The sequence below is a fragment of the Streptomyces sp. NPDC093510 genome (assembly GCF_040683555.1).
Lineage (GTDB): Bacteria > Actinomycetota > Actinomycetes > Streptomycetales > Streptomycetaceae > Streptomyces.
The window spans coordinates 1-18,349 of sequence record NZ_JBFBEE010000009.1 but is presented as its reverse complement, the minus strand read 5'-3'; the positions used below and the strand labels follow the sequence as shown (position 1 = coordinate 18,349).

General features: G+C 71.0%; 18 protein-coding genes. 9 read left to right on the top strand and 9 right to left on the bottom strand.

From position 1 onward, the window contains the following. Positions 1-2: 2 nt before the first annotated feature. From AB0N81_RS15905 to mce, 4 genes are all read right to left on the bottom strand, one after another. On the bottom strand, positions 3-962 hold the full coding sequence (locus AB0N81_RS15905; protein ID WP_365358479.1) for an ATP-binding cassette domain-containing protein: 960 nt from the start codon (positions 960-962) through the stop codon (positions 3-5). Between the two features lie 68 nt (positions 963-1,030). Further along, positions 1,031-1,966, bottom strand: coding sequence for a cellulose-binding protein (locus AB0N81_RS15900; RefSeq protein ID WP_365358477.1), 936 nt, complete (start codon positions 1,964-1,966; stop codon positions 1,031-1,033). Between the two features lie 182 nt (positions 1,967-2,148). After that, the gene (scy, locus tag AB0N81_RS15895; protein ID WP_365358475.1) at positions 2,149-6,186 is read right to left on the bottom strand and encodes a polarized growth protein Scy; all 4,038 of its coding nucleotides are present in this window, start codon (positions 6,184-6,186) and stop codon (positions 2,149-2,151) included. A gap of 248 nt (positions 6,187-6,434) precedes the next feature. Next, positions 6,435-6,875, bottom strand: coding sequence for a methylmalonyl-CoA epimerase (gene mce / locus AB0N81_RS15890; RefSeq protein WP_365358473.1), 441 nt, complete (start codon positions 6,873-6,875; stop codon positions 6,435-6,437). 138 nt (positions 6,876-7,013) lie between these two features. On the opposite strand from mce, the gene AB0N81_RS15885 reads away from it, so the two are divergent. Both AB0N81_RS15885 and meaB read left to right on the top strand, forming a co-directional pair. Continuing rightward, on the top strand, positions 7,014-8,216 hold the full coding sequence (locus AB0N81_RS15885; RefSeq protein ID WP_365358471.1) for an acetyl-CoA C-acetyltransferase: 1,203 nt from the start codon (positions 7,014-7,016) through the stop codon (positions 8,214-8,216). A gap of 42 nt (positions 8,217-8,258) precedes the next feature. After that, positions 8,259-9,215 (top strand): methylmalonyl Co-A mutase-associated GTPase MeaB, encoded by a 957-nt coding sequence (gene meaB / locus AB0N81_RS15880; protein WP_365358469.1) that lies wholly within the window; start codon positions 8,259-8,261, stop codon positions 9,213-9,215. Between the two features lie 54 nt (positions 9,216-9,269). On the opposite strand, the gene AB0N81_RS15875 is transcribed toward meaB, so the two are convergent. Beyond that, positions 9,270-10,007 carry a PepSY domain-containing protein gene (locus AB0N81_RS15875; protein ID WP_365358467.1) on the bottom strand — a complete coding sequence of 246 codons (738 nt, stop codon included), beginning with the start codon at positions 10,005-10,007 and terminating at the stop codon, positions 9,270-9,272. A gap of 150 nt (positions 10,008-10,157) precedes the next feature. On the opposite strand from AB0N81_RS15875, the gene AB0N81_RS15870 reads away from it, so the two are divergent. Together AB0N81_RS15870 and AB0N81_RS15865 are read left to right on the top strand one after the other, a co-directional pair. Continuing rightward, positions 10,158-10,823 (top strand): response regulator transcription factor, encoded by a 666-nt coding sequence (locus AB0N81_RS15870; protein ID WP_365358465.1) that lies wholly within the window; start codon positions 10,158-10,160, stop codon positions 10,821-10,823. Then, positions 10,820-12,268: a HAMP domain-containing sensor histidine kinase gene (locus AB0N81_RS15865; protein ID WP_365358463.1), complete on the top strand. Its 1,449-nt coding sequence runs from the start codon at positions 10,820-10,822 to the stop codon at positions 12,266-12,268. Before AB0N81_RS15870 ends, AB0N81_RS15865 begins: the two co-directional genes overlap by 4 nt. Before the next feature lie 31 nt (positions 12,269-12,299). On the opposite strand, the gene AB0N81_RS15860 is transcribed toward AB0N81_RS15865, so the two are convergent. The 4 genes from AB0N81_RS15860 to AB0N81_RS15845 form a co-directional block, all read right to left on the bottom strand. Next, complete coding sequence (locus AB0N81_RS15860; RefSeq protein ID WP_361722552.1) at positions 12,300-12,776, bottom strand: MarR family transcriptional regulator; 477 nt, start codon at positions 12,774-12,776, stop codon at positions 12,300-12,302. 118 nt (positions 12,777-12,894) lie between these two features. Further along, on the bottom strand, positions 12,895-13,650 hold the full coding sequence (locus tag AB0N81_RS15855; RefSeq protein WP_365358461.1) for an AIM24 family protein: 756 nt from the start codon (positions 13,648-13,650) through the stop codon (positions 12,895-12,897). A gap of 47 nt (positions 13,651-13,697) precedes the next feature. Next, on the bottom strand, positions 13,698-14,348 hold the full coding sequence (locus AB0N81_RS15850) for an AIM24 family protein (protein WP_365358459.1): 651 nt from the start codon (positions 14,346-14,348) through the stop codon (positions 13,698-13,700). A gap of 1 nt (position 14,349) precedes the next feature. After that, positions 14,350-14,988, bottom strand: coding sequence for an AIM24 family protein (locus tag AB0N81_RS15845; RefSeq protein ID WP_365358457.1), 639 nt, complete (start codon positions 14,986-14,988; stop codon positions 14,350-14,352). A gap of 167 nt (positions 14,989-15,155) precedes the next feature. Between AB0N81_RS15845 and AB0N81_RS15840 the strand changes: the two genes are divergently transcribed. The 5 genes from AB0N81_RS15840 (at position 15,156) to AB0N81_RS15820 (ending at position 18,002) form a co-directional block, all read left to right on the top strand. Next, positions 15,156-15,506 carry a DUF3817 domain-containing protein gene (locus tag AB0N81_RS15840; RefSeq protein ID WP_365358455.1) on the top strand — a complete coding sequence of 117 codons (351 nt, stop codon included), beginning with the start codon at positions 15,156-15,158 and terminating at the stop codon, positions 15,504-15,506. Beyond that, complete coding sequence (locus AB0N81_RS15835) at positions 15,503-15,796, top strand: MTH1187 family thiamine-binding protein (protein ID WP_359331887.1); 294 nt, start codon at positions 15,503-15,505, stop codon at positions 15,794-15,796. The genes AB0N81_RS15840 and AB0N81_RS15835 overlap by 4 nt, the downstream gene beginning before the upstream one ends. Positions 15,797-15,952: 156 nt before the next feature. Continuing rightward, the gene (locus AB0N81_RS15830; RefSeq protein WP_365358453.1) at positions 15,953-16,666 is read left to right on the top strand and encodes a hypothetical protein; all 714 of its coding nucleotides are present in this window, start codon (positions 15,953-15,955) and stop codon (positions 16,664-16,666) included. 29 nt (positions 16,667-16,695) lie between these two features. Beyond that, complete coding sequence (locus AB0N81_RS15825) at positions 16,696-17,352, top strand: DUF4166 domain-containing protein (RefSeq protein WP_365358963.1); 657 nt, start codon at positions 16,696-16,698, stop codon at positions 17,350-17,352. After that, complete coding sequence (locus AB0N81_RS15820) at positions 17,349-18,002, top strand: TetR/AcrR family transcriptional regulator (RefSeq protein WP_365358451.1); 654 nt, start codon at positions 17,349-17,351, stop codon at positions 18,000-18,002. Before AB0N81_RS15825 ends, AB0N81_RS15820 begins: the two co-directional genes overlap by 4 nt. The last annotated feature ends 347 nt before the right edge of the window (positions 18,003-18,349 follow it).

The window sequence follows — 18,349 nt, the reverse complement described above, 5'->3', positions numbered from 1 at the left end:
GCTCAGGCCTCCTTCCGGGGCTGCCAGCCCTGGCCGGGACCGTCGTGCCCGTCGAGCCCGGCGTGCGCGTGGTACTCCACCGACTCCGCGGTGAGCTGCATGAAGGCTTCCTCCAGAGATGCCTGCTGGGGGCTCAGCTCATGGAGGACGAGCTGGTTTCCCGCGGCGAGCTCACCGAGCTCTTCCGCCGGCGTCCCGTCCACTTCGAGGGCGCCGTCGCCCGCCTCGACGGCGGTGATGCCCGCCTCGTGCAGGACGTCGAGGAGGCGTTCGCGCTGCGGGGAGCGGAGTCTGACGTACGACCGGGAGTTCTGCCGGATGAAGTCGGACATCGACATGTCGGCGAGGAGGCGGCCCTGGCCGATGACGACGAGGTGGTCGGCGGTGAGCGCCATCTCGCTCATGAGGTGGGAGGAGACGAAGACCGTACGCCCTTGTCCGGCAAGGGACTTCATCAGGGTGCGGATCCAGTGGATGCCCTCGGGGTCGAGGCCGTTGACCGGCTCGTCGAACATCAGGATCTCGGGGTCGCCGAGCAGGGCGCCCGCGATGCCCAGGCGCTGGCCCATGCCGAGCGAGAAACCCTTGGCCTTCTTCTTCGCGACGGCGGTCAGGCCGACGGTGTCGAGGACCTCGGTGACGCGGCCGCGCGGGATGCCGTTGCTCTGCGCGAGGCAGAGCAGATGGTTGTACGCGCTGCGGCCGCCGTGCATCGCCTTGGCGTCGAGCAGGGCGCCGATGTACTTGAGGGGGTCCTTCAGCCGGGAGTAGTGCCGGCCGTCGATGCGGACGGCCCCGGCCGTGGGGTTGTCGAGGCCGAGCATCATGCGCATGGTCGTGGACTTGCCCGCGCCGTTCGGGCCGAGGAAGCCGGTGACCATGCCGGGGCGGACGGTGAAGGTCAGATTGTTGACCGCCACCTTCTCGCCGTACCGCTTGGTCAGCCCCTCGAGCTCGATCATGCGGCAACGCTAAAACGGCTCGGAGCCCCCTGCCACTTGGGCAGAGGGCTCCGGCTCCGAGAGTGCCTTCAGCGGGTCTGCTGCGCGGGCACCCCACGAGAGACGGGCTCGTCGTCCGCGGGCGTACCCGCGGCAGCGACCGCCGCACCGGTGAGCGTCGCCAGCATCTCCCGCACATTGGTGAGCTGCGCGTTGATGCTGTCGCGCCGGTTCGTCAGAGCGGCGAGCTCGCGCTCGGACTCCGAACGAATCCGGTCCGCCTTGGCGTTCGCGTCGGCCACGATGTCCTCGGCCTGGCGCTGAGCGGTCTCGACGGTCTGCCGCGCACGGCGCTCCGCGTCGGTCCGCAGCTTCTCCGCCTCCAGGCGCAGCTGCTCCGCACGGTGCTCGATCTCCGCGAGGCGCTTCTCCGCCTTGGCCTGACGCGAGGCCAGGTCACGCTCGGACTGCTCCCGGCGCTTGGCGAGGTTCGTCTCGAAGTCCGCGGCGGCCTGGGCGGCCTTGGCGCGGGTCTCCTCGAAGAGGGCGTCCGCCTCCTCACGCTTGGACTGCGCGTCCTTCTGGGCCTCGGCCCGCAGCGCGCTCGCCTCGCCCTTGGCCTTCTCGACGATCCGGACGCCCTCGTCCTCGGCCTTGGCCTTGCGCTCGGCGGAGAACGACTCGGCGTCGTTGCGCACCTGCTGGGCGGCGGACTCGGCGAGCTCACGGTGCTGCTCGGCCGCGCGACGAGCCTCCTCGCGCAGGTCCTTCGCCTCCTCCTCGGCGAGGCGGAGGATCTTCTCGACGCGGGCACCGAGACCGGCGTACGACGGCTCGGCGTCGGCGACCTGGGCCTGGGCGTTCTGCGTCTCGAGGTGCAGCTCCTCGATGCGCTTTTCCAGAGCAGTGATACGGGCAAGAGCACTGTCACGGTCGGAGACGAGCTTGGAGATACGTTCGTCCACCTGAGCGCGGTCGTACCCACGCCGCACAAGCTCGAAGCCGTAGGGGGAAGTGTCGCTCATGGGGTTCCTGTCGAATGAGACCGGTGAGGTGATAGAGGGAATCCTAGGGGTCCAAGCGGCGTGTCATCGAGCAGATGCCTGTTTGATCTGGAGAATGACACCCCTTTTGAGTGGCTGACCGTCAGAGTGCTTGCCAGGGACAGGGCCAAAGGTCCTTTCGGAGCACGGCAGATTCCCTTTGACTACCCCTCCGACTGCTTGCCACTCGAACGTGTCGATCCGGCCGCGGCTCCCGCCTTGACGCCGCCCGCACCGGAACCGCTGCCCGACCCGGACTTCGCACCGCTCGACGGGGCCTCGAAAGACTCCAACGCCTCCAGCACGTCCTGGACACGGGAGATCTCCGCATTGATGTCCGCGCGGCGGCGCACCAAAACCTCCAGCTCCTGCTTCCCCTCCTCGACCACCCGCGTCGCCTCCGCCTCGGCCTCGGCCCTGATCCGCTCGGCCTCGCGCGTCAGCTCGGCCTTCTTCGTCTCGGCCTCCTTCAGGAGCGCCTCGGCCCTCTTCACCGCGGCGATACGGACCTTGCCCGCCTCCGAGTTGGCGTCCGAGACCAGCTCCTTCGCCTTCGCCTCGGCCTCGGCCAGCTGCTCCTCAGCGGCCTTGACCAGCGCGTCACAGCGCTCGCCCGCGGACTTCATCGCCTCGGCGGACTCACGGCGGGCGCGGTCGTGCAACTCCTCGATCTCGGCGGTGAGACGGTCGCGCTGCTCCTCCGAGCGCTCCCTTATGGCGGTCGCGTCGCGGCGGGCGCCGACGAGCAGCTCGTCCGCGTCCGTACGCGCCTTCTCCACCAGCGTGTTGCCCTCGACCTTCGCCGAGGAGACCAGGCGCTCCGCCTCCTTGCGGGCCGCGCCGACCATCGTGTCGGCCTGCGCCTCGGCGTCCGTGGTCGCCTTGAGCGCCTTCTCCTGGGCGTCCGCCGTCAGCTTCTCGGCCTCCGCCGCCGCCTCCGTGATGAGCGTGTCGACCTGCTCGGCGGCTTCCTGACGGCGCTTGTTGGCCTCCTTGCGGGCCTCGTCGAGCGTGCGCTCGGCCTCCTCGCGCGCCTGGGACGTGAGCCGCTCGGCCTCGCTCGCCGCCGCCGCTTTCACGCGCTCCGACTCGCTGCGGATCCGCTCGGCGTGCTGCTGCGCGGAGTTGACCGTCTCGGCCGCCTCGGCGCGCAGCCGCTCCGCGTCGCCCGAAGCGTCCGAGATGAGCTTCTCGGCCTTCGCCACGGACTCCGAACGGACCCGCTCCGCCTCGGCGGTGGACTCGGCACGCAGTCGCTCGGCCTGCTCGGCGGCTTCTGTGCGGACGCGCTCGGCTTCCGTGGTGGATTCGGCACGCAGTCGCTCGGCCTGTTCGGCGGCTTCTGTGCGGACGCGTTCGGCTTCCGCGGTGGACTCCGACTTGAGCCGCTCGGCCTCCGCGACCGTCTCGTTCTGCAGCAGCTCCGCCTCGCTGCGGGCCTCGCCGATCAGCGTGTCGGCCTGGCCTGCCGCGTCGTTGCGGATGCGGTTGGCGTCCTCGCGGGCGTCGGCCCGCGTGCGAGCGGCGTCCTGCTCGGCCTGCGCGATGGTGTCCGACGCCTCCGTACGCACCCGCTGGGCGTGCTCCGAGGCGTCCGAGCGCATCCGCTCGGCCTCCGCGATGGCGTCCGAAACCGTACGCTCCGCAAGCGACTTGGCGGCCTCCGAAGCCTCCGTCGCCTCGCGCCGGGTGCGGTTGGCGTCCTCGGTGGCGCGCTCCCGCTCGGCGTAGGCGTCGGCGCGGACGCGGTCGGCCTCCTCCTGCGCCTCCGTCCTCGTGCGCTCCGCGGCGTGCTCGGCGGCCGAGCGCAGACCCGCGACCTCCTCCTGCGCCGCCTCGTGCAGGCCGGCCACGGAGTCGCGTACGGACTGGGCGTGCTGTTCGGCGGCCGACACCATCTCGGTCGCGCGGCGGTCCGCCTCCTCGACGAGACGGATCGCCTCGGCCTGCGCCTCCTCGACGCGCTTACGGGCGGACGCGAGGAGCTCCTCGCTCTGCTCGCGGGCCCGCTCACGCTCCTGGTCGGCCTCCGCACGCGCGGAGTCGAGGGTCTCCTCGGCCTCGCGGCGACGGCGGGCCGCCTCCTCCTGCGCGGCGGCGAGCGCCTCGGCGGCCTCCGTGCCGACGCGCTCGGCGGCGGCCGCGGCCTCGGCGCGGACGCGGTCGGCGGACTCCTGCGCCTCCGTCTTGAGCCGCTCGGCCTCGGCGGCGGCCTCCGAACGCAGGCGTACGGCGATGTTCTCGCCCTCCGCGCGGGCCTGTGAGGCATCGGCGGCGGCCTCGTCGCGCACCCGCTCCGCCTCGGCCTCGGCCTGCGCCTGGAGCGTGCGGACGCGCTCGGCGGACTCCGTGCGCAGCCGGTCCGTCTCGTCCGTGGCCTCCTTGCGCATGCGCTCGGCCTCGGCGCGCGCGTCGGTCAGCGCCTGCTCGGCGGCGGACAGGCGCTCCTCGGCCTCCGTGCGCAGCCGCGTCAGCTCGTCGGCGGCCTCGGCCTGCCGCGCCGCTATGGCCCGCTCGGTCTCCTCACGGAGCGCCCGCGCGGCCTCCTCGGCCTCGGACTTCGTGGCCTCGGCCTGCTCGGCGGCCTCCTCGCGGTGCCGCTCGGCCTCCGCGCGGGTGCGCTCCAGGGTCTCCTCGGCCTGCGTGCGCAGGGTCGTCGCGCGCTCGACGGCCTCGGTGCGGACCCGCTCGCTCTCCTCGGTCGCCGCGGACCGCAGCTGCTGGGCGTCCGCCTTCGCCTTGGCGAGCAGCTCCTCGGCGGACTTGGCCGCCTCCTCGATCTGCTGGACCGCCTCGCGCCGCGCCTCGCCCCGGATGCGCTCGCCCTCGGAGACCGCGTCGGCCCGCAGCTGCTCGGCCTCGCCGCGCAGCCTGCGCGCCTCCTCCTGCAGCTCGACGGTCTTGGCGCGGTACTCCTTGGTGTCGTCCTTCGCCGCGCCCTTGAGCTCCTCGGCGATGTCGTGCGCCTCGGCGCGCAGCCGGTCCGCCTCGGTCTCCGCCTCGGAGCGGATCCGCTCGGCCTCCTCGGTGGCGGCCTTCGTCGTCTCCTTGGCGTCCTTGGAGGCCTTGTCCAGGACCTCCTCGGCGGTCCGCGCGGCCTTCGCGAGCTGGCCCGCGGTCTCCTCGGCGGTGATCGTGCGCGCCTTCTCCGCGGCGTCCGCGATCAGCTTCTCGGCCTCCGCGCGGGCGTCGGCGACCAGCTGCTCGGCCTCGGACCTGGTGGCCTCGGCCTCCTTGGTGGCCTCTCCGACCAGCCGGGCCACCTGCTCCTTGGCGGTGCGCGTGCGCTGTTCGTTGGCGCCCTCGACGGCCGCGAGCTGCTTGGCCGCGGAGTCCTTGGCCTCGGCGAGGACCTTCTCGGCCTCGGCGCGCGCCTCGCGCAGCGCCGTCTCGGCCTGGGTCATGCGCTGCTCGGCGGCCCGGCTCGCCTCGGCGGCCTGGCGGCGCGCCTGCTCGGACTCGGTCGCCGTGGTGGAGCGGAGCTGCTCGGCGTGGTCGGTGGCCTCCTGGGCCTGCGTGGACGCGGCGTTCAGGAGGCGCTCGGCGTCGGTGCGGGCGCGGCGCAGGATCGCCTCGGCCTCGGCGCGGGCGGCCTCGGCGTCGCCGGCCAGGCGCTGACGGGCCTCCTCGGCGATCCGGGCGGCCTCCGCGCGGGCGGCGGCCAGGGCCTGGTCGGCCTCGGCGCGCGACTCGTCCAGGAGGCGGCGGGCCTGCTGTTCCGTGCGGGCCCTCAGCTGCTCGGCCCAGGCCACGTTCTCGTTGACGTGGGACTCGACGGTCCGGCGGCGCTCGGACAGCTCCTGGTCGAGCTGCTGGCGGCGCGAGACGGCCTCGGCGTGCAGCTCGGACTGGAGGCGGGCCTGCTGCTCGGCGTGCTCCTGGAGGATGCGCTGGGTCTGCGCGCGGGCGTCGCGGAGCTCGCGCTCGGCGTCGGCGCGCAGCTGCTCGGCCTGGATCTGGGCATTGCGGAGCAGCTGCTCGGCCTGATACCCGATGTCCGCGCTGTCGTAGGCAGGCCGGGACGCGAGGTTGCGGCGCGCCTCGTGCAGCTTGGCGCGCAACACCTCGACCTGGTAGCCGAGGTCCTCGGCATGCTGGACGGCCTTCTCCCGCTCGGTCTTCAGCCGGTCCATCTCGGCCTCGAACCGCGACAGACTGTCGGTCTCAGCCCGCGAGTTCTCTTGGCGTTCGTAGCCCCGCACTGCGCGGTCCCATCCTTCCCCGAGCTCTCGGCTGCGCTCGAGCAGGGGAGGCCCCACTCCTGGTCGCAATTCTCTCCAACGAGCCCCGTCCATCCGCCGAACGGGGCCCCCGGGGGAATGGTGTCAGATCAACAGCGGGGCATGAGCTGCTGCCCCGACGCTCGTCCCCCGAAACCCGGACCCCGGTACGTGGCCGCCCCAAAGTTCGGACGGCCGCCGCTAACCCTACCGGCCCAGATATACGGAGGTCAGTGCTCCGGTGAGTCGGAGGGCGCCGAAGTGACAAGTTCCGTGAGGACGCCGTGACAGTCCTTCGGATGCAGGAACGTGATCCGCGAGCCCATGGAGCCGATCCGGGGCTCTTCGTAGAGGACGCGTACGCCCTTGTCCTTGATGGCCGCGGCGTCGCCGTCCACGTCCGCCGTGCCGAAGGCGATGTGGTGCACGCCCTCGCCGTTCTTGGCCAGCCACTTGCCGACCGCGGAGTCGTCGCGGGTCGGTTCCAGAAGCTGCAGGTAGGAGGCGCCCCCATCACTGGTCTCATTGATTTTCAGCATGGCCTCACGCACGCCCTGCTCTTCGTTGACCTCGGTGTGGGTCACCTCGAATCCGTACGTCGCGCGGTAGAACTCGACGGTCTTGTCTAGGTCGAAACAGGCGATCCCGATGTGATCGATTCGCGTCAGCATGCTTCAAGTGCAGCGCTAGATGCAGTGATTACGCAACGTGCGCGCGATCACAGTCGCCGCCCGGTGACGGCAGGGGTACTGCTCAGTACATTCAGATAAACCCTCGTTAACTCCTCTCCTCCCAAGGGGTCGTCGCACATGGCAGGAACGACCGGCACCACCTCAGTGATCGTCTCGGGCGCACGAACGCCCATGGGCCGTCTCCTCGGCTCGCTGAAGTCCTTCTCGGGTGCGGACCTGGGGGGCTTCGCGATCAAGGCCGCGCTGGACCGCGCGGGGATCGGCGGCGACCAGGTCCAGTACGTGATCATGGGCCAGGTGCTCCAGGCCGGGACAGGGCAGATCCCGGCACGCCAGGCCGCCGTCAAGGCGGGCATCCCCATGAACGTCCCCGCGCTGACCATCAACAAGGTCTGTCTCTCGGGCCTCGACGCCATCGCGCTCGCCGACCAGCTGATCCGGGCGGGGGAGTTCGACATCGTGGTGGCCGGCGGCCAGGAGTCCATGACCAACGCCCCGCACCTGCTCCCCAAGTCCCGTGAAGGCCACAAGTACGGCGCGATCGAAATGATCGACTCCATGGCGCACGACGGCCTGACCGACTCCTTCGACGGCGTCGCGATGGGCGAGTCCACGGAGAAGCACAACACCCGTCTGGGCATCCGCCGTCCGGAGCAGGACGAGATCGCCGCCCTCTCCCACCGGCGCGCCGCCGCCGCCCAGAAGAACGGCCTGTTCGAGGCCGAGATCACCCCGGTCGAGATCCCGCAGCGCAAGGGCGACCCGGTGCTCTTCGCCAAGGACGAGGGCATCCGCCCGGAGACCACCGTCGAGTCCCTCGGCAAGCTGCGCCCCGCCTTCGCCAAGGACGGCACGATCACGGCGGGCTCCGCCTCGCAGATCTCCGACGGCGCGGCCGCTGTCGTCGTCATGTCCAAGGCCAAGGCCGAGGAGCTTGGGCTCGACTGGCTCGCGGAGATCGGCGCGCACGGCAACGTGGCGGGCCCCGACAGCTCGCTCCAGTCGCAGCCGTCCAACGCCATCCAGCACGCCCTGAAGAAGGAGGGACTCTCGGCCTCCGACCTCGATCTGATCGAGATCAACGAAGCCTTCGCCGCCGTCGCGGTGCAGTCAATGAAGGACCTCGGGGTGTCCTCGGAAAAGGTGAACGTCAACGGCGGAGCCATCGCGCTGGGTCACCCGATCGGCATGTCGGGCGCCCGTCTCGTGCTCCACCTCGCCCTGGAGCTGAAGCGGCGGGGCGGCGGCGTGGGCGCGGCCGCGCTGTGCGGTGGCGGCGGTCAGGGCGACGCCCTGATCGTGAAGGTCGCCAAGGCCTGACCCGCACGCCGGTCCTTCCCGTACGTACTGAACGGAGCTGTGATGCAGGACGTCCCCTCCCTGGTGGCGCAGGCCCGCGAGGGCAGGCCGCGGGCCGTGGCCCGGCTGATCTCACTGGTCGAGGGGGCGTCACCGCAGCTGCGCGAAGTGATGGCGGCGCTGGCGCCGCTCGCCGGCCACGCGTACGTGGTCGGCCTCACCGGGTCGCCCGGTGTCGGCAAGTCGACATCGACGTCCGCGCTCGTCAACGCCTACCGGCGGGCCGGGAAGCGGGTCGGCGTCCTCGCCGTGGACCCGTCGTCCCCCTTCTCCGGCGGCGCGCTCCTCGGCGACCGGGTGCGGATGTCGGACCACGCGTCCGACCCCGGCGTCTACATCCGCTCCATGGCCACGCGCGGCCACCTCGGCGGGCTCGCGTGGGCCGCGCCGCAGGCCATCCGCGTCCTCGACGCGGCGGGCTGCGACGTGATCCTCGTCGAGACCGTCGGCGTCGGGCAGTCCGAGGTGGAGATCGCCTCGCAGGCGGACACGTCGGTCGTGCTCCTCGCGCCCGGCATGGGCGACGGCATCCAGGCGGCCAAGGCCGGAATCCTGGAGATCGGCGACGTGTACGTCGTCAACAAGGCGGACCGCGACGGCGCCGACGCGACCGCGCGCGAACTGAACCACATGCTGGGCCTCGGCGAGTCCCGCGGCCCCGGGGACTGGCGGCCGCCCATCGTCAAGACGGTCGCGGCGCGCGGCGAGGGAATCGACGAGGTCGTAGAGGCGCTGGAGAAGCACCGGGCGTGGATGGAGGAGCGCGGGGTCCTCGCGGAGCGGCGGGTCGCCCGCGCCTCGCGGGAGGTCGAGACGATCGCCGTCACGACGCTGCGGGAGCGGATCGGGTCCCTGCACGGCGACCTCAGGCTGTCCGCGCTCGCGGAGCGCATCGTGGCGGGCGAGCTGGACCCGTACACGGCCGCCGACGAGCTGGTCGAGGGCCTCACGGACAGCTAGGGCGCACGGGTACGGCCCGGACCTGAGGTCCGGGCCGCGATGGTGTTCCGTGCGTCAGTCGTCGGAGCCGTCGTTGTCGTGGTCGTCCTGGTCGTCGTGGTCGCCGTGGTCCTTCTGGTCGTCGTGGTCGTCCGAGTGGTCGGCCGTGACCTTGCCGGTCTTCAGGTCGACGTTGTACTCGGACTCGGCACCCTTGGCGCCGGTCGTCTCCACGTTCCAGGCGGTCGCCGTGCCGTCGTCGTCCAGGTCCACGGAGGTCACGGTGCCCTTGTCGGCGCCGGCCTTCGCGGCGTCCACGGCGCTGACGGAGGCACCCTTCAGCGCGGAGTTCAGCCGGGCGGCGTCGGCGGCGTCGTCCCCGTCGTCGTCCTTCTCGGTCCAGGAGCCCAGGACCTTGCCGGTGCCCGGGTCGACCTCGACGCTGTGCCACGTCTTGCCGTTCAGGATGTCGACGTCCCAGACCAGGCCGCCGTCCTCCTCGTCGAGCTCGGCGGAGACCGCGGTGCCCTTGGTGTCCGCGAGGGCGGCCTTGATGGCGTCCGCGGCGTTCACCTTGGCGGCCTTCACCTCCGCGGTGTTCTCCGCGGCGTCGTCGCGGTCGTCGTCCTTGCCGTCGTCGTCCCTGCGGTCGTCGTCCTTGCGGTCGTCGTTCGTGCTGCCGTTGTCCTTGAGCTGGACGCTGGAGCGGTTGGCTGCGCTGTCGTCGTCACCGCCGACTGCGAAGGCGGTGGCGGTGCCGCCTCCGATCAGGGCCGCTGCGGCGACGGTGGCGATCACGATGTTGCGCTTCATGAGTGTTCCTCCGAGACGGTGTGCGAGTTCGCCGCGGCCGGTGGGCCGCTGCCGTTCGCTTTCGACGAGGACCAATCTGGCGGACCGATCCTGAACCCACGCTGAAGCCGCCTGAAGAACTCTTCAGCTTCGCTCTGCCACCCTGAACGCATGCGTTTGTTGATCGTGGAGGACGAGAAGCGGCTGGCCCTGTCGCTCGCCAAGGGCCTGACCGCCGAGGGCTACGCCGTAGACGTCGTCCACGACGGCATCGACGGGCTGCACCGGGCGAGCGAGGGCACGTACGACCTGGTGGTTCTCGACATCATGCTGCCCGGCATGAACGGCTACCGCGTCTGCTCGACGCTGCGCGCGGCGGGCAACGAGGTGCCGATCCTGATGCTCACCGCCAAGGACGGCGAGTACGACGAGGCGGAGGGCCTCGACACAGGCGCGGACGACTACCTCACCAAGCCCTTCTCGTACGTCGTGCTGGTCGCCCGCGTGAAGGCGCTGCTGCGCCGCCGCGGCGGCGCGGGCCCGTCCCCGGTCCACACCCTGGGCGACCTCAAGGTAGACACGGCCGCGCGCCGCGTCTTCCGCGGCGAGGACGAAGTCACCCTCACCGCCAAGGAGTTCGCCGTCCTGGAGCAGCTGGTCCTGCGGGCCGGCGAGGTCGTCTCCAAGGGCGACATCCTGGAGCACGTCTGGGACTTCGCCTACGAAGGCGATCCCAACATCGTCGAGGTGTACGTGAGCACGCTGCGGCGCAAGCTCGGCGCGGCCCTCATCAAGACCGTGCGCGGCGCCGGTTACCGACTGGAGGCCCCGCGATGAGCAGGCTGTTCGGATCGGTGCGGGCCCGGGCCACGCTCGGCGCGACCCTCGTCGTCGCCCTCGCGCTGGTCGCCGCGGGCGCCGCCGTGCTGCTCGCGCTACGGGACAACCTCACCGAGCAGGCGGACGGCCGCGCCGCCTCCGCGGCCCGCGACGTCGCCGCGCAGCTGGTGGCGGGGCGCCCGTTCGAGGACCTCGACCTGCCGGACGAGGAGGACAGCCCGGTGCAGGTCGTCGACGAGCAGGGCAGGCTGGTCGCCGCCAGCGACGACCTGGAGCGGATCAGCGGCACCGGGACCGGCGCGGTCGAGCCCGTCGGGGCCGGCGCCGAGAACAAGGGCGACAACGAGGACGACAGGGCCGAGGCGGCGGAGCCCGGTGAGGCGCCCGATCGGGGTGAGATCGACGAGGACACCGAGCCCAGCTCCGGGTCCGCCACCGTCGACGGCGAGAGCGCCGACTACCGGTTCGCCGCCGTCGAGGTGAGCACGGAGGACAGGGGCGACTTCACGGTCTACGCGGGCGGCTCGCTCGCCGACGAACAGAGCGCGGTGTCAACGGCGTTGACGTCCATGCTGATCGGCTTCCCGCTGCTCCTCGCGGTCGTCTCCGGTGTCACCTGGCTGGTGACGCGGCGCGCCTTGCGCCCGGTGGCGGCGATCACCGCGGAGATGTCCGCGATCACCGCGTCGGAGGACCTCGCGCGCCGCGTGCCCGAGCCGGCCACGCACGACGAGATCGCCCGCCTCGCCCGCACCACGAACGAGACGCTCACCGCCCTGGAGACCTCGGTGGAACGCCAGCGCCGGTTCGTGGCGGATGCCTCGCATGAGCTGCGCAGCCCCATCGCCTCGCTCCGCACCCAGCTCGAAGTGGGCGCGGCCCACCCGGAGTTGCTGGACGTCGACGGTGCCGTCGAGGACACCGTGCGGCTTCAGGAGCTCGCCGCGGATCTGCTGCTCCTGGCCCGCTTGGACGCGGGGGAGAAGCCGGGCGGGGGCCGGGTCGATCTGGCGGCCTTCGTCCGTGAGGAGCTCTCGCAGCGCACCAGGGACCGCGTCGACGTGCACGCGGACCTGAAGAGCGTCGAAGTCACGGGCTCCCGCGGGCAGTTGGCGCGGGTGCTCGGCAACCTCCTGAACAACGCCCAGCGGCACGCGCGTTCCCGCGTCACGGTCACCACCCGGAGCGAGGGCGACCGGGCGGTCCTGGAGGTGTCCGATGACGGGAGCGGCGTGCCGGAGAGCGAACGGGAGCGGATCTTCGAGCGGTTCGTACGGCTCGACGACGCGCGGACCCGCGACGAGGGCGGGGCCGGTCTGGGCCTCGCCATCGCGCGGGACGTGGCGGTGCGGCACGGCGGCACGCTCGTGGTGCGGGAGGCGCCGTCCGGTGGTGCGCTGTTCGAGCTCCGGCTGCCCGGCCCTCAGTCGTCGGCGGAGTGAGGGTTCGCGCGGCCGGCCGTGGCGGAGCGGATCAGGGCTTCCCGCGCTGGGAACGCAGGTGCTCCGCGATCGGGGTCAGAGCTTTGCGCAGCTCTTCGAGGGCCTCGGCGGAGATGAGGTCGACGAAGTGCCGCCGCACGGAGGCGACGTGGTGTGGAGCCACCTTCTGCATGGTCTCCATGCCTTCCTCGGTGAGGACGGTGTAGAGCCCTCGCCGGTCGGACTCGCAGTTCTCGCGACGCACCAGGCCCGCGTTCTCCATGCGGGTGATCTGGTGGGACAGGCGACTCTTCGACTGCAGGGTGGCGGCGGCAAGATCACTCATGCGCATCCGCAGCTCTTCCGATTCGGAGAGATAAACGAGAATGTCGTAGTCGTTCATGGTCAGGTTGAACGGCTGAAGGTCCTTTTCGAGCTGATATGTCAGCATCCTGTTGACCTCCACGTGGGTACGCCAGGCGCACTGTTCCTCGTCGGTCAGCCACTGCGGGGCCGTCTCGGTCTCCATGGAATCGATTCTACCTAAGAAGTTGAAAGGTGAACGAATGGTGGGATGTGACGCGCCTCGCACCACCTGCCTCTCGGAGGGGCACAGGCGTTCGCCGTCACACTCCGCAGACTACCGCTCACAGCCCGAAGCGACGCTGGAGGTCCCCCAGTTGTCCGGGAAGGCGCGGTGCCCCCGGCTGCCGGCCCGGTTGCCCCGGAGTGCCCCCTCCGCCGGGCACGCCCGCCTGATGCGGCACTGTGCCCGCCGCCTGCTCGGACATCAGCACCTCCGTGGACTGCAGCAGGACCGTGCCGGCGCCCACGAACTCGAACTGGTGCTCCTCACCGGATGTTCCGCCGATGCCGGTCAGTGCCCGCACGCCTCCGATCACACCGGTGAGGTATCCGTGGTCGTAGTGATGGCACGGTGAAGGGCAGTCGGCCCAGCCCACCAGCGCCTGCGGATCGACGCGGACCGGCGGCTCCATGAAGACCACCGGGCCGTTCGAGGCGGCGACGAACTTGCCCGTGCCGATGAGGGTCAGGAAGCCCGGAACGATCGACTGCTTCAGCGCGAGAGTTGGCTGAAAAGCGAGGAGGTTGCCCGAGCGAATGGTCAGGTTGCCCTCTTCCAAGTCATACGAATTCACGTCGAAGGCCCGGTCGGCGAGGAGCATCTTGCCCTGCCCCTCCGCCACGACCCAGTCGCTCGCGTGCAGCGGCGAATGGAAACTGGTCCGGACCAGACGGTCGAGACGGCCGTGCCCGATGCCGTTGAATTCGATCCGTCCGTAATAGGCGATCATCTTTCCCTTCTGCAGGAACCACTGGTTCCCCTTGAGCTCCACGCAGAAGGTGTAGGGATTGACGCTGTCGTCGCTCGGCAGCGTCATGGGGTCGAAGACGGCGGGCGCCCCCGCGGGGGTCGACACATGCGGATTCACAGCTTGTCCTCCGACGCCTGGACGAACACCGAGCCGGTGCCCGACAGCTCCAGCTGGAAGGCCTCTCCGGAGCCGCGGCCCACCATGTCCCGCCAGCCGAGCGCGGTGGAGAGCTTGTTGCGCACGTCGCCGTGGTGCGCCACATACGCCTGGGGGTCCACGTGGACGGGGCGCTGCGGGGTGATCGGCACCTCGATGACGCCGCCGTGCGCCATGACGGCTGCCGCTCCGTGCCCCTGGAGGGTCGTGGTGAACAGGCCCTGGCCGCTGACCTGGCCACGCACCATGCCCATGACGCCGCCCTGCGAGCCCATGAACATCGTGCCCTGCCGGAGCGTGCCGTCGAAGGCGAGCAGCCGGTCCGCCTCCACGAAGAGGGTGTCTCCGGAGAGGCCGATCACCTGGATGTGATGACCGCCGTGCCCGAAGAGAACGGTGCCGCTGCCCTCCACGGTCATCAGCGGGGTGGCCTCGCCCGCGACCCGGCGGCCGATCATGGACGCCAGGCCGCCCTGGCCGCCCTGGAGGTTGGGGGTGAAGGAGACGTCTCCCTTGTAGGCGAGCATGGCGCCGCGCTGACTGAAGATCTTGGCGCCCGGCTGCACGGTGGCCTCGACCATCTTCGAATTGACCTCACGGAACGGCATGTCACACATCCCCCGCGATCGTGGCGCGCTCACTGGGCTGTACGTAGACGAGGCCGTCGCCCTCGAAGCGGATCTGGAAGGCCTCGCCGCCGCCCTCGCCCATGAACGTGCGGAAGGTGACGCCGGACTGGAAGCTCTGCCGCACATTCCCCTGATGAGCGATGTACGCCCCCGGGTCGACCGTCAGCGGATACTGCTGGGAGACGCGCAGGACCACCGCGGGCCCGGCGGAGACGATCGCGGCCTGGCCGGTGCCCTCGACGGTCGTCGTGAACAGTCCGTTCCCCTGGGTCGCGCCGCGCAGGCCCGTGAAGCTGGTGCCGGTGCGCAGCCCCGAGTCGGTGCAGAGCAGATTGCTCGCCTCCACATGGAGCTTCTCGCCCTGCAGCCGCACCAGATTGATCTCCGTGGCACGGTCGGCGAACCAGCAGGTGCCGTGCCCCTTCACCTCCATCACCGTCATCTGCTCGCCGGTGACGCGGCGGGTCACCATGCCCCGGATGCCCTCGCCGCCGCCGGTCATCTTCTTGAAGGCCATCTGGCCGTCGTACGCCACCATCGAGCCGTTCTTCGCCCTGACGGCGTCGCCCGTCATGTCGACGGCGAGCACTCTGCTCCCTTGGAGCCGGAACGTAGCCACGAATCGACGGTAGCCGCCGCGTACCCACCCAGAACAGGGTGAAGGGCCCTGAGGGAACCCGGAGAAGACCCCGATGTCACAATGGGGGTCGCTTGTGCGTCCGTTCACAAGATCGGCGCCGGCGAGCCCCCGCCCCAGCCTGCCGTCCGTCCCACCGAAGGTGACCCGTGGACATCAAAACCGCTTCCGCACTCCGCCGCCTCCGCCTGGTCTCCGTGCCCGAGGGAATCTCGTGGATCGTGCTGCTCGTCTGCACGATCATCAAGTACACGGTCGCGGAGAGCTTCAATGTCGCGCCGGTGCTCGGTCCGATCCACGGTGTGCTCTTCATTCTGTACGTGCTCTTCTGGCTCGACGCCTGGAACCGCACGAAGTGGGACTTCAAAACCGCCGCCCTCTACTTCGCGTACTCGTTCATCCCCGGCGGCGGCTTCATGGCCGAGCGCAAGCTGAAGCGTGAGGCCGAGGCCGCGGTGATCGCCTCCCGCGCCCGCCAGGAAGGCGTCGTCAACGCATGATCGTCGCCTTCTCCGTGACGCCGCTCGGGGTCGGCGAGGACGTCGGTGAGTACGTCGCCGACGCGGTCCGCGTGGTCCGCGAGTCCGGGCTGCCCCACCGGACCGACGCCATGTTCACGTCCATCGAGGGCGAGTGGGACGAAGTGATGGACGTCGTCAAGCGCGCCGTCGCCGTGGTCGAGGCGCGCGCGCCGCGCGTCTCCGTCGTCATGAAGGCGGACATCCGCCCGGGTGTGACGGACGGCCTCACGTCCAAGGTCGAGACGGTGGAGCGCCACCTGTCCGCATAGCTGCCGCCCTCCGAGAACACTCCGAGAAGCCCCCGCCCTTCGGGCGGGGGCTTTTCTGTGCCCACGGCCGCCCGCGCGCTACTTGAGCGACTGCTCAAACACCTGTACTTTCTGTTTGAGCAGTCGCTCAAAAAGACGTTGACGTGGGGGTTTGCCGTGAGCCTGTACATCGAGGCACGGATACGCGCCGATCTGGACGACCTCTGGGCACGGACCCAGGAGCCCGGCTCGCACCAGCGCTGGGACCTGCGCTTCACCGAGATCGACTACCTTCCGCGCCAGGAAGACGCGCCGCAGCACTTCCGGTACGCCACGCGCGTGCTGCCCTTCCTGACCATCGACGGCACCGGAATCTCCGCAGGGGAGAAGCAGCGCCCCGACGGCACCAGGACCTCCGCCCTGCGCTTCGCCTCCCCGCACCCGCTCTCCCTCCTCGAAGAGGGCAGCGGCTACTGGCGCTACGTACCGACGTCCGACGGCGACATCCGCTTCCTCACCGGGTACGACTACCGCCCACGCTGGGGCCGCTTCGGGAAGATCGCCGACCGCGTCCTCTTCCGCCCCCTCATGGGCTGGGCGACGGCCTGGTCCTTCGACCGCCTCCGGCTCTGGCTGGAGCGGGACATCACCCCGGAACGCGCCCTCCTGCACGCGGTCGCGGATTTCACCGCCCGCGTTCTCCTGGTCGTGGCCGCGGTCCTCTTCGCCCCCATGACGGCCCTCGCGACAGCGGCCCTGATGCTGATGCTGCCGCCCCTGCCCACGACGCCGGCGGCGCGCCGCTGCCTGCGCACCCCACCGCGGCGCGCGCGTGACCCACGCGTCCTCGCCGCGCTCGCCCCGCTCACCGCGCGCAAGGAGCACTCGTGAAGCAGCCCGCATCGATCTTCCGCACCGCGATGGGTGCCGACTTCGACCGGCTCCACCCGCAGCTCCGGCGCCGCTTCTCCGTGGGCCTCGCGAGCGGCGAGGCCTGTACCGGCCGGGGCGTCATGGACCGCATCTGGCACGGCCGCGGTTTCGTGAAGCCGTTCCTCGCGGTCGGCGGCACACGCAACATCCTCGTCCCGCGCCAGGGCACGGACGTCCCTTTCGTCATCGAGAACGTGCCGTACGTCGACACGTACGGCCGTGAGACGGTGACCTTCGTGCGCACCTTCGACCTGCCCGGCGGCCCCCGCCGCTTCGACGCCCAGATGGTCCTCGGACCCGGGGGCGACCGCGTGCTCGACTACCTCGGCACGCACCAGCACCTCGCCAGCGACCTGCACTTCCGGGCCGAGCCCGACGGCTCCCTCCTGATCCGCTCCGGCGAACACCGCTTCCGCGAAGGGCCGGTGGACTGCCGCGTGCCGTCCCTCATCGGCGGCGACGCGGAGGTCCGCGAGTCCTTCGACGACGAGACGGGACGTTTCCGCATCCGGGTGCGGGTCGCGAACCGGCACTTCGGGCCGCTCTTCGGGTACGAGGGGTCCTTCGAGGCGACGTACACCGACGTCCGCGCATGCGGGGTCAGGCCCGGGCTGCGCCCGGTCCGCGAGGAGGTGCGCGCGTGAGCGCCGCGAAGGACCCGTCCAAGGCCCAGGAGACCCGGGCCAAGCTCCTCGACGGTGCTCTGCGGACGCTCACGGAACAGGGCATCGCCAAGACGTCCGCGCGGAGCATCGCCGCGGCGGCCGGGGTCAACCAGGCCCTCGTCTTCTACCACTTCGGCTCCGTCGACGACCTGCTCGCGGCGGCCTGCCGACACGGAACGGAACAGCGCGTCTCCCGCTACCGGGAACGCCTCGCCGGGATCGACTCCCTCTCCGAACTGCTCGCCTTCGGGCGGGAGATGCACGAGGAGGAACGCGAGGCCGGCCACGTCGCCGTCCTCGGCCAGCTCCTCGCCGGGTCCCAGACCCAGCCCCGGCTCGCGGTCGCCACGGCGGCGGGCCTCGCCCTCTGGATCGAGGAGATCGAGAAGGTCCTGACCCGCGTCCTCTCCGCGTCCCCGCTCGGCGAGTTCGTCGACCCCGTGGGGCTCGCGCGGGCGGTGGCGGCGTCCTTCGTCGGCATGGAGCTGTACGAGGGGGTCGACGCGGAGGGTACGGAGCGGGCCCTCGACTCCCTCGAGCAGCTCTCCGTCCTCGTCACGGCGGTCGAGGACCTCGGCCCCCTCACACAACGAGCACTCCGCCACCGCCTACGCCGAACCCGCCCGTAACACCTCGCAGGGGCGGGGTGGGGCGTTCACCCTGCGATGTGGGGCGCGGCGTGAGGGGGGGGTGTGCGGGGTGCGCGGGCGTGTGTGCGTGCTCGTGGGTCTCGCCTGCGGTTCGTCTGTGGGGCGGGGTCGTGGGGCGTGTGTGCGTGGTCGCCGGTCTCGCCTGCTGTTCGTCTGTGGGGCGGGGCCGCGGGGGTATGTACGTACTCGCTATCCCTGCGTCACGCCTCAAGTCCAAAGACGCCACAGTTCGCTCGGTGCTCCGTGCGCACATACCCCCACGTCCCCTCGGGCGCGTTTGCGGCTGCGGCCCGGTGGGGGTTGCCAGCGCCCGGGCCCCGCGCCCT